Genomic DNA, 11,326 nt, shown 5'->3' with positions numbered 1-11,326 from the left:
CCATGTCTCTGCACTAAACCAATGAGGAAAATTCAATGAGTACAACGTATACGATTAATGTAACGAATAATAGCTCCAATATACAAGATTTCTTTTTCTTTCAAAAACCTGCTGACTATGTAGGGGGGGCAAGCCGTTTATACAAATAGCATTTATCATAGTCAATTACGCGGGAAAGGTTCAGGAGCTACGCTAACTTTTCAAATTGAGGTGGAAACTTATGCTGCTGCTCAGACTCGAAGCGGTGAAATAGTTGAAGGCGAAGCTTCTGGAACAACGCATGTTATAAAAGCAATTGATATTACCCCAAAAACTGGTACAGCGAATAATGGTACAGAGATGCAAATCAACCCATTAGGGCTGACAAAGCCAAGCGAAACTGCTGGAGTAGAATCTGGTGCTTTTAGAATTACAACCCCTACTTTTAATCCAAATGTAGATAAATACAATTTAGGGTTAGGTGTCAAGAATGCGGATGGGAGTAGTGCGCTTTCCAATTTTATTGAAGCTGAACCAAATAAAAATATTGATGTGCAACCCAAGTTGGTTTTTTATGTGCAGACTGGTTCTTATGAAGCAGGTATTGTTGTAAATTTCACAACCTCATCAGTAAATGCAGCGATATGTGATGCGACAGATGGGACGATTACATTTAATGTGGTTTATAATAATGATGGAACATGGAGTGTAAACTCATGAAAAATAACTTAAATTATTTCATGATTTTACTGCCTATGCTGTTCGCTGGTTTGGTGCAAAATGCCTTTTCTTATCAGCATGGTGCTAAGATTTGTGTATCAGGCGCTGGTAACGTAGCTGCTAATGGTAATTATATTTGTTTCATGGACCAATGCCGTGGTCTGGATGCTAATAATACTGATAGTAATGTTTTTTTTTGCCTGGTATGGATGCCTTTTCAGTTGCCATGATAAATGGCGATAGCTATAATTCTGATACCATAATGCCAACGCCAGAATCTCCCACAGTAGCAGAGCTTCTTAGTGTGGGTGGCTGGCTCCAAATTGGAGCAGCTTTACCCCTACCAACAATAACAGCAGGAAATTGCCCGGTTGCGCCTCCTCCGGTTGCGCCTCCTCCGGTTTCGGCACCAATAAACCTAAGCTTTTGGGGAATGTTTGGTTTATTTGGTTTTATAATAACAATAGCCAGTTTTTTTAGAAAACATATTTTCAGAGGAGAAGGATAATGCCGACAAACATAATAATAAATATTGTTGCTGGAACACAGCAGGAAAATGTTACTTCGGTAACAATTGAACAGCAAGTATGGAACGCACCATTTGGTCAAACTCATCCAGTGGCAAATGGATTTCATCAATTAACCGTCAATAAAGCAACACAACCTCATCAAATATCAATAAATATAGAAGCACGAGGATATGATACGATATTGAATATAACGGTTAATGACGATAACATAAATGTAGCTATAGCAGAATAGCACGGTATCGCTCGTTCCCACACACTCCAGAACCATCTGGCTCCCACGCGCCTTGCGTGGGAGCAAGCTTACCATTATGAAAACTGCATTATTTGCCAAATCTTCTACTTCCCGATTTGTATTATTTTATTTGTTATTATCCGGCATTGGCTTAACCTTGCTGGATGTCTTTGCCCCGGCTACCGTTATCGCGCAATTTTGTTTGTTATTAGCCCATATCAGCGGCGGAGTGATTCATTGGTTTGACCCGAATGTGCTGGTCATTGGCGATGTGCTGCGCCTGCCCGATTCCGGTTTTGCCTTGCGGGTATCCGGCGAATGCACCGCCCTGCAATTCACCGTGTTACTGGTTGCCGGAATGTTGGCTTTCCCCGCCACCTGGAAAATAAAATTACTGGGTATTGTTGGCGGGATATTGGCATTACAAGCACTGAATATTATTCGCTTAATCAGTCTGCTGTATCTTGGACAATGGTATCCGGCAGAATTTGATTGGGTGCATCATCATCTGTGGCCAATTTTTTTCAGTATTGATTTGGGTTTATTGTTTTTTGGCTGGATTTGGTGGAGCAGCATGAAAACAACAGATAACATTTTATGAGTCACCGTTTTCGTTTCACCCTGCATGTTGTATTCTGGGCTTTTCCAGCAGTGGGTTTGTGGTGGATATTATCCCCTTATCTGTTACAAGTAATATTTTTTCCGGTCAAATTATTGCTGGAATCCAGTTTTCAAAGCGCATATCTGGAAATGGAACTTAATGCTCAGGGCATCTGGCTGTTTTATACCCAAATCATGTATCTGGAGCAAATGCAGTTACAAGCGGGAAAGCTGAGAGTGTATAGCATGGTTTTGGGTTCTATGGTGTCATTTAGCATGGGTTTTGCTTTGCTATGGGCTTTTTTATTGAGCGTAACAGAATCAATCCGCCGCAAATTGTGGAAGTTATTGCTGGGCAGCTTGGTTTTGAGTATTTTTGTGGTGTTGGTGATTTATCTTGATAGTCTGGCGCGGATAATGGGTTTTATGAGCCGTGATGATCTTGGCGAAATATGGCTTGGCGGTGGCATCACTCAGGCCGTCTTGCCACCACCGCAGTGGTTATTAACGACTATCAGTAGTATCTTACCCCTAAGCACTTATATCGCAATTATCATTGCGCCAATAATAATTGCCTATTGGCTGAACCGGGATTTTATTCGGGCTATGTTGTTTTCTGATTTATTGGATCGCACTGTTGGAAATAATACTTATGTTTAAATTAAGACGGTATTTGTTACTAAACCCCGTCTAAGTTGAAAACCACAGTTTTTGTCATTCCCGTGTAGACGGGAATTTAGCCCTCGTGAACAGCAACTGGATACCTGCCTGCACAGGTATGATATTAATAGAATATTTTTGTCGATTTCAAAGTGGGTGGGGTTTATCTGGTATGTTGCAAATAAAATTAGAAATAAAATTAGGAGACACCCACTGTGCGACAAGCGAAGCTTGTCATTTCTTACAGAGTGAAAGTCTCTGTCTGGTGTAATCAAGTAATTGATTACAAGAAGGTCTAACCAACCACCAGTAGCGAGAAAAAAATTCTAGACACCCACCAAAATTATACAGACAGAAAATTCTAGCCCGGTAGGGCGGATAAGCACCAGCGCCATCCGCCATTTCGGTGCATCCAAAAATGGTGGATGGCGCTGGTGCTTATCCACCCTACCGCGCTTATTGCGACTGGATTACCCGTTTTGTGAAGTATCATCCTTTTTAATCTGCACAATTTCCCGTATCACCACGGTCGCATAACTACCCGCAGGCAGGGTAAAGTTCAATTTAAGCTGATTATCGTCTTCAAAAGACCATGATAAATCAGCCACTGGCAGGCGCAGGGGGCGGCGTTCCTGTTTTAATCCGGCTTTTTCCAGACCCTGACAAAACTCGCTAAAAGGCGCTAAACAGTCCTGTTCCAGCTTGCCAGCCTCAAGCTGTGCGGGAGATTCGCCTTTACCCCAGAGTGGGCCGGTGGGCTGCACATCACCGCTGTCCAGGCGCTGCATGAGCTGGGTATCGTCTTGTTCTGCGCTATCTGACACAAACCAACTGCGGCTGCCACTGAGTTGCAATACCTCCCCCGGCAACATTTGCAACCAGTTTTGTTCGCGTATGCGCTGTGCCAATACCTGATTAAATAAAAAAGAACGGGCGGCGGAAATATACAAACCACGTTGATGACGGCGGGGTTTGAGTTTACCCAGAAATACTTGTTCGGCCTGTTGCAGATTGTTTTCTTCAAAACCAAAACGCTGCTCGCCAAAATAATTGGGTACGCCGGTTTCACGAATACGCAGCAAAGTTTGTTCGATAATTTCCCGTGTTCCAGTTAAATCGCGTAAAATCAGCTCGAAACGATTACCTGCAAGCATACCCCGGCGCAGTTTGCGGCAGTGGCGGGCGTGCTGCAAAATCCGGGTATTGGGGACATCCCAGCTTGACCAATCGGGTTGCGCCTTACCCGGTAGATGTAAGCTGAACCATTGCGTGGTCACGGCATGACGGTCTTTTAAGCCTGCATAACTGACATCAGCAACCCGAATGCCTACAAAACGGGCGAATTGGCGCGCCAGCCATTCGGTATTACAACCCGTTTTTTGTACTTGTAAAAAGATATGCTCGCCTTCACCATCAGGGCTTATCTCAGAAATTTCATCGACTTTGAAATCTTCAGCAAAAACGCGCATTCTGGCATGTCTATCCGGCGCTTTTGCGTTTTCTCCCAGCGCATAAGGCAAGGCTTCAAAATTTGGGTATAACATCTATCAGGTTCCTATAAACAAATGACAACAGCGATTCATATCCAGCAAATACACAAACATTACAACACACTTCACGCTTTGGATGGTGTGGATTTTGAAATTCCACAAGGCAGTTTTTTTGGTTTACTGGGGCCTAACGGCGCGGGCAAGTCCACTTTAATCAGCATTATGGCAGGCCTCATTCGCGCCACTTCCGGGCAAATCAGCATCATGGGTTTTGATGTACAACAACAATGGCGGCAGTCGCGTCGGGCACTGGGCGTGGTGCCGCAAGAGTTGGTGTATGACCCGTTTTTCACGGTGCGTGAAATGTTACGCCTGCAATCAGGCTATTTTGGTTTTGGTAAGGAAAACCATGCCTGGATTGATGAATTATTAGAAACCCTGAGTCTTACGGATAAAGCCCATGCCAATATGCAAAACTTATCCGGTGGCATGAAGCGCCGGGTTTTAATTGCTCAAGCCCTGGTGCATAAACCGCAGGTCATTGTCCTGGATGAGCCAACGGCGGGGGTGGATGTGGAACTACGTCAGGCGTTATGGGAATTTACCCGCAAAATGCACGCGCAGGGCCACACCATATTACTCACCACCCATTATCTGGAAGAAGCTGAAGCCTTGTGTGATCGCATAGCCATTCTCAATCACGGTCAGCTTGCAGCTCTGGATGATAAAAAAACCTTGTTATCACGTTACCCTTATCGGTTTTTATGCCTACAATTGACAAAAAAACCGGAAAATCTACCAGATGCCGTGCAGCAACGGGTGTTTAAGCTGGAAAATAATCTGATGACATTGCGTTTGCACCGCCAGCAGGATTCCATTTCCGAAGTCTTGGAAAGCATCCACCACGCCGGGATTCAGTTTGAAGATTTATCCACCAATGAACCGGGTCTGGAAGAAGTGTTTCTGGATTTAATTTCACAGGCATCCTGATTTTACCGGCGTTATACAAAAGCTTCTTTTTTGTGCTTTATAGATATGATGGAACAATATACTTCTCAGATTTTTACTGATTTTCATCAACAACGCCTCAATCTGTGGACATCATAAAGTGTTCATGGCTTAATATCGCGCTGCAAAGCCATGCTGCAATCAAGGCAAATAAACTGCACAGGATAAAACTTAAAGTTGTGTGATAATCCCATAAATAACCGCTGATTAATGCCCCAACCGCGTTACCTGCGCCAAAACTCAGGCTGTTATGCAAAGCCTGCCCCCGTCCTTGCAGGCGTCCTGGAAAATAGCGGTGGATATATTGGATAGATACCGCATGGTAAAGGCCAAAAGTGGCGGCATGGAGCAACTGCGCAATAATTAAAATCATCAGGCTGTCTGCCAGCAGACCTATCAATAACCAGCGTAAAACCGCCAATAACAAGCTGATAAGCAGCAGGCTGGATAGTTGATAGTGTTTGAGATAACGCGATACACCCAAAAACAGGGCAATCTCTGCAATGACGCCCAAAGCCCATAAACTACCAATGCTGCTGCCAGTATAACCATGATCTTGCAAATAAATACTGTAAAACGTGTAATATGCACCATGACTGGCTTGCATCAGGAAACAAATAACAAATAACGCCTGCACTTCACGCCGTAATAGAACCGTCTTAAATGATGGCATATTATCGTGATGATGCGGCAGAGCGTGATCAGGCACCGTGAGGCTGTTGAGCATTAAGCCCAGCAGTACAAAAAAAGTAATCAGCGGCACGATATTGGGGCTTTGTTGCTCAAGCAGCAAGCCCAGTCCCATTACCGTAAGGATAAAGCCCACTGAACCCCAGAGCCGAATCTGGGGATAACGATGATGTGCTTTTCCCAGATGCGCCAGGGTGATACTTTCAAATTGTGGCAGCACTGCATTCCAGAAAAAACTGAATGCAATAAAGCTGAACATCAGCCAGTGGTAGCTTTGTTCAACAAATACCAGCGCAAAACTCAGTGCGCCTAAAATACAAAAAAGTTGTACCAGACGCAAAGCCTGATTGGTGTGATCGGCAATCCAGCCCAGTATATTTGGAGAAATCAGACGACTTGCCATGATGGCGGCGGTCAACTGTGCAATTTCCTGTGCCGTAAATCCTGAAAATTTTAACCAGGGGCCAAAATAAGGTATGACAACCCCTAAAATGGCAAAATAAAACAGGTAAAAACCAGATAAACGCCAATAAGGGAAGGTGGCAGCATTTATGCTCATGATTGAAAATTTACTCTTTTCAAGTGACATTCCTATAGAATAAGCAGAGTTCGGTGTAAGCGCCTTTTATGACTAAGGAGTGAGGATGAAATAAGTGTCTGAAGTTATAAAATTCTCACTCCCAAGGAGTGAGGATGAAATAAGTGTCTAAAGTTATAAAATTCTCGCTCCTAAGCATATTAAAAACTGCTTCCACCTCATGTTAATGTATAAAACCTGATGACACGCCGTTTTTTTCTTCATCTTCGTACAATTTTACACAGCTTGTGGCGATTTTTCGTGTTCAGCTTGTTGTTGCTGTGCCTGCTACTCACGCTGCTATATGCGAGTGTATTTTATCTGGCGCAAAATCATGCCATTTTTCAGGCCAATTTAAGCAACGCGATAGGGCATACTGTTGCCATTGATTCCCTTGAAAGTTTCTGGGAGAACTGGACGCCGGTTGTTAAAATCGGCACAACTGAGGTTCGCCAGCATGACAGCGGTTTATTCTTATTCGGTTTTCAACAGGCTGAAATTCGCCTGGATCTGGCAGCTTCACTGCTGCATGGGCAATTGATTACCCGTAATATTGTCTTAAACGGTGGCAACTTTACCGTGATTGAAAGCACTGATGGTCAAATCAGCTTAAAAGGTTTTGCGCTGCCTGAGGATGCTAATCCGCTGCCTGTAGAAGCGCATAAAGCACCGTTGGATAATGCCCAACAAAAAATCCGGCATTGGTTTTTGCAACAACAAAATATTCGTTTAACGGATACCCGTTTGTTATGGCTGGGACAAAAACGCCCTTCACTGCCAATTACCCAGCTTAATCTGTATCTGGAAAAAGCAGCAGATACCTATGCAATGCGCGGTCATTTAAGCTTGCCACCCATACGTTATCCTGCACCATTACTGGCGGGCAGTGGCCTGGATATGCAAGGTGGCAGTTTTGCATTTGATGCCAATACCGTTTGGCAGGCTCAGCATCTAAAATCATTGCAAGGTAAAATTCAACTACAGCATTTAACCCTGCATTCGCGCAATAATGTACTACAAGTACAGGATTTATTCGTGCGTTTGCGCTTGCAGGCAATGGCGGAACAAGGCTGGTTAATGGCTGTGCAAACATTTTTACTCAATACCGGTCAGCATCGTTGGCCTGTCAGTCAAATGCAACTGGAGATTAAACCACAGCAGGATTATACCCAGGTACTGGGCAAAATCGGTTTTTTAGATCTTCAGGAAGTGTTTCCTTTGCTTGGCGGCATTCGCCATCTGCCAGATAAAATACGTGAGATATTAGTTGCAGTGCGCCCTGGTGTGCAATTACATAATATGCAGTTTCGTTTTAATCCTAAACATTGGCATATTAAAACCCGTTTTTCTAATTGGCAACACCACAGTTGGGCGCAAATACCGGGCTTCAAATCTGTCAGTGGTCAGTTAATGCTGGATACTCATGGCGGCATGTTGCAACTGGAGAGCAAGGATGTGGAGCTGGATGCGCCGATGTTTGCCGACAAAGCTTTCAAAATTAAAAGTTTATTAGGTAAGTTGCATTGGCATAAAACAAAAAAACTGGGAGAAGGTTGGTTATTACATTTTGAACACTGGTTGTTAAATACCGCAAATATTCAACAACTGGGGCTACAGGGAACACTGTTTTTACCAACAAATGCAGCAAAAAATCTGTCAGAACAGCATTCGGAAAACTTAAGCACAGCTCAAAACCAGCCCCGGATTGACTTGAGTATCCAGATAAAAAATGCAGATTTGTCACATATTTACCAATATATACCACTGAAAATTAAAGCAGCACGAAAATGGCTACGCAGTGGTTTGGTTACGGGTTCAGTCTCGGGGGATTTAAAATTTAAGGGCTTAATGCAGGTAAAGAATCTGTTTCATCAGAAAAAAGGTAAAAATGGTTTTTATGGCAGTGCCACGGTAATACAGGCAAAAATTGATTATGCACCGGGTTGGCCAGCCTTAAAACAGATAACAACAGCAGATTTGCAAGTGGATGGCGATAACTTATATATCCACGGTAATCGTGGGAAAGTCCATCGTAATACAATTTATGATACCCGCGTGAATATTACCGGTATGAGTCGGGGTAAGTCTGTTAAAGACTACCCCTTGTTACAGGTTGATGGGCATGTGCGTGGCAGGGCGCGGGATATGTTGGGTTTTCTGCAAAATAGCCCGCTGCGCGGCAAAACCGGTACGCAGGATCTCGACATCAGCGACAGACTTGACTTAGCCTTAAAGCTGGATATTCCGCTGGAAAACCCGCACACTCTAAAAGTTGACGGCAAAATTAACTTACAAAATAATACCTTGCAAAATGCCTTGCTGCGTCAGCAGGATCTCGCAATCAGTGCATTAAAGGGCCAGGTTTTTTTCCAGAATAACGGATTACAAGCGCATAATCTCTCTGGAAACTTACTGGACGCGCCCGTGCGCATGAACTTGTTAAAAAAAGCAAACGCCGGATTAAATGTCGAATTGATGGGGCCTGTACATCGCAGCTTATTAAATAATGTCTGGCAGGCATTTGATTTGCCACTGGATTTTTGGTTAAAAACGGTTTCTGGAGAAAGCCAATGGCAGGCAAATTTATTTTATCCTGAAACAGCAAGCCTGCAAGCACCCTCATTAGAAATAAACACTGATTTACAGGGTTTGCAGATTGATTTACCTGCTCCCCTGGGGAAAATGGCGCAGCAAACCCGACCATTTCAATACCAGCAAAGCATGGCAAAGGGCTTGCAAGAAATTCGCGCCAAATACAGCAGCCTGTTTAATCTGGCACTTAAACCCAAACACCCTGGTATCAGTATACAGTTAGGCAAGCAAGCGGCTAAGTTGAATAACTTTCCTGGTATTCAAATTCAGGGATACTGGCCGCAACTGTCATTAGATGACTTGTATGGGCTGTGGCAGCAGGCAGCACAATCCTCCCCCGTTGCCCAACAATCTTCAACAACTGGCGATACCAAGATAGATACCAAGATAGATATCCAGGCACCACGTTACTGGGACCTGGATTTAAAATTAAATCAACTCACACTGGCACAAACGCAACTGCATCATGTGCACCTTAAAGGTGCTATCAACCCAATTCATTGGACGTTTAACTTCCTTTCTGATGAGGCGGGCGGCAAATTGAAATATTTGCCCAGACAAGCCGATTTTCAGCTAAATTTTGACTTTATTCGTTTACCCGCAGACAACGATAGCCAACAAGACGCAAAACGCGCAGACAGTCATTCCTATCTCAAACAAATGGAAACCTTAAGCCATGCAAGGCAAAGTCTCGATCCACGTAAGCTGCCTGAATTAACTCTGATTTGTCAATCCTTATGGCAGGGAGAGACCTCGCTGGGACGTTGGGAGCTATTGGCAAAAGCCGATAGCCGGGGGCTGGATATATATCAAATCCATGCCCAACATCCTGATTTTGAAATGAATGGTAAGGCGCGTTGGGATTACCAGAAACAAAGTGGCTTATCCGATCAGGCCGACACCCATTTAACCACGCTGAAATTACAATTTGACAGCCCCTCTCTGGGGCAAGCTCTGAAACATCTTGATTATGGCAAAGGTGCGCTGCAAGGTGGCAAAAGCCAAATCAATCTGGACGTGAACTGGCCTGGACACCCCTTGCAACTCAGCATGGCGCATGTGCGGGGGCATTTAAATCTGGACATCGGCTCAGGTACACTTATTACAGTCGATCCGGGCGTTGTTGGACACTTAATCGGTTTATTGGATTTTGCCTCAATCGCTCAGCGTTTAAGTCAGGATTTACAAAATGTCGTCAGTGAAGGTTTTGCTTTCCAGCAGATACTGGGGCGTTTTTTTATTGAAGGGGGTTATGCTTATACTGATGGTTTACAGATACAAGGCGTGGCTGCTGATGTGCATATTGCCGGTCGCACGGGGCTACTGAATCAAACCTATGACCAGGATATGATCCTGTATCCACACTTGAGTAATGCGCTACCTATTGCAGGCATGGTTGTTGGTGGCCCTGTGGTGGGTACGGGGGTTTTTGTCTTTCAGAATTTATTTAAGGGGCAATTAAAACAAGGCATACAGCGCCATTACAAGATTTCAGGGTCTTGGGAAAAACCTGTGGTGAAGGCAAAAGACATAACACAGTAGAGACCTGGAAGGCTGTCAGAGAATAGCAAAATCAATAACTTAGCATGAGGCGGAAGCGATTTTCAGCACACTAAGCGATGAAAGAAGCTTACGCCGAACTCAGATTATTTATTGATGCAACAAATTATCCTGTTTTTCCAATAACCAATCCACACTAGGCTCATAACACAAAGCTTTGTGTACGGCTTTGGCGGCATTATCCCGGTATAAGGTGAAAATCTGTTTTTCATCCAAACCTTCCCGCTCACAGACTTCCGGATCCAACCAGATATTGGCAATAATCACCAAATCATTGGCTTTTTTCTTGGGAATTTCGCTATTGCGCACACAATCGAGCACCCCGTGAGCAACGGCAGTTTGAATGACCGTGCGAAATAACTCCTGATGCCGCTGATCGTCAATATCGGCTTTATTAATCACCAGCGTATTGGGACGTACCTGAATTTTTTTATTTAATTTTGCCAGCACGCAATATTGACCATCCAACTGGCTGCCAAATAATTGGGCAAATGACTTGCCAACCGGCCCGGAAATTTCACCAATCAGAATTTCTGTTTCTGCGCTGATGTTTAAAAACTCATCGTGCATCCATGATTGACCGACCCGCATTTGCACTTGTTCGCCAATGGCCATAAATTATTTTCCCCAGTAATGTGACAGAATGTAACAAAGTGGCCTATAAAGTACCAAAATATGCTTTATTCTA

General features: G+C 43.9%; 11 protein-coding genes. 8 read left to right on the top strand and 3 right to left on the bottom strand.

The features are described from left to right. Nucleotides 1–210: 210 nt before the first annotated feature. The 6 genes from QUF61_RS02365 (at nt 211) to QUF61_RS02340 (ending at nt 2,721) form a co-directional block, all read left to right on the top strand. Entirely contained in the window at nt 211–699 is a 489-nt protein-coding gene (locus QUF61_RS02365) for a hypothetical protein (RefSeq protein ID WP_289680286.1), read from the top strand. Continuing rightward, nucleotides 696–929: a hypothetical protein gene (locus QUF61_RS02360; RefSeq protein WP_289680284.1), complete on the top strand. Its 234-nt coding sequence runs from the start codon at nt 696–698 to the stop codon at nt 927–929. Before QUF61_RS02365 ends, QUF61_RS02360 begins: the two co-directional genes overlap by 4 nt. Next, nucleotides 896–1,207 carry a hypothetical protein gene (locus QUF61_RS02355; protein WP_289680283.1) on the top strand — a complete coding sequence of 104 codons (312 nt, stop codon included), beginning with the start codon at nt 896–898 and terminating at the stop codon, nt 1,205–1,207. Before QUF61_RS02360 ends, QUF61_RS02355 begins: the two co-directional genes overlap by 34 nt. After that, complete coding sequence (locus tag QUF61_RS02350) at nt 1,207–1,461, top strand: hypothetical protein (protein ID WP_289680281.1); 255 nt, start codon at nt 1,207–1,209, stop codon at nt 1,459–1,461. Before QUF61_RS02355 ends, QUF61_RS02350 begins: the two co-directional genes overlap by 1 nt. Nucleotides 1,462–1,537: 76 nt before the next feature. Beyond that, nucleotides 1,538–2,062 (top strand): exosortase H, encoded by a 525-nt coding sequence (xrtH, locus tag QUF61_RS02345; RefSeq protein ID WP_289680279.1) that lies wholly within the window; start codon nt 1,538–1,540, stop codon nt 2,060–2,062. Further along, nucleotides 2,059–2,721 carry an exosortase H-associated membrane protein gene (locus QUF61_RS02340; RefSeq protein ID WP_289680278.1) on the top strand — a complete coding sequence of 221 codons (663 nt, stop codon included), beginning with the start codon at nt 2,059–2,061 and terminating at the stop codon, nt 2,719–2,721. Before xrtH ends, QUF61_RS02340 begins: the two co-directional genes overlap by 4 nt. A 470-nt stretch (nt 2,722–3,191) precedes the next feature. On the opposite strand, the gene truD is transcribed toward QUF61_RS02340, so the two are convergent. Next, nucleotides 3,192–4,265, bottom strand: a complete 1,074-nt coding sequence (truD, locus tag QUF61_RS02335; protein ID WP_289680277.1) for a tRNA pseudouridine(13) synthase TruD — start codon at nt 4,263–4,265, stop codon at nt 3,192–3,194. A 21-nt stretch (nt 4,266–4,286) separates the two neighbouring features. Here truD and QUF61_RS02330 point away from each other — a divergent pair, with 21 nt between their 5' ends. Continuing rightward, nucleotides 4,287–5,201: an ABC transporter ATP-binding protein gene (locus QUF61_RS02330; RefSeq protein WP_289680276.1), complete on the top strand. Its 915-nt coding sequence runs from the start codon at nt 4,287–4,289 to the stop codon at nt 5,199–5,201. A gap of 97 nt (nt 5,202–5,298) precedes the next feature. Here the strand turns inward: QUF61_RS02330 and QUF61_RS02325 are convergent, their stop codons facing one another. Continuing rightward, nucleotides 5,299–6,468: an MFS transporter gene (locus QUF61_RS02325; protein WP_286019504.1), complete on the bottom strand. Its 1,170-nt coding sequence runs from the start codon at nt 6,466–6,468 to the stop codon at nt 5,299–5,301. Nucleotides 6,469–6,687: 219 nt separating this feature from the next. Between QUF61_RS02325 and QUF61_RS02320 the strand changes: the two genes are divergently transcribed. After that, nucleotides 6,688–10,620, top strand: coding sequence for a YhdP family phospholipid transporter (locus tag QUF61_RS02320; RefSeq protein ID WP_289680275.1), 3,933 nt, complete (start codon nt 6,688–6,690; stop codon nt 10,618–10,620). Nucleotides 10,621–10,728: 108 nt separating this feature from the next. On the opposite strand, the gene QUF61_RS02315 is transcribed toward QUF61_RS02320, so the two are convergent. Continuing rightward, entirely contained in the window at nt 10,729–11,253 is a 525-nt protein-coding gene (locus QUF61_RS02315) for a formaldehyde-activating enzyme (protein ID WP_103921522.1), read from the bottom strand. Between the last annotated feature and the right edge of the window lie 73 nt (nt 11,254–11,326).

This window comes from Candidatus Venteria ishoeyi, from assembly GCF_030378065.1.
In the GTDB taxonomy this organism is placed as follows: domain Bacteria; phylum Pseudomonadota; class Gammaproteobacteria; order Beggiatoales; family Beggiatoaceae; genus Venteria; species Venteria ishoeyi.
Note: the sequence above shows the minus strand (reverse complement) of the source record. Positions and strands in the feature narration are given on the sequence as shown.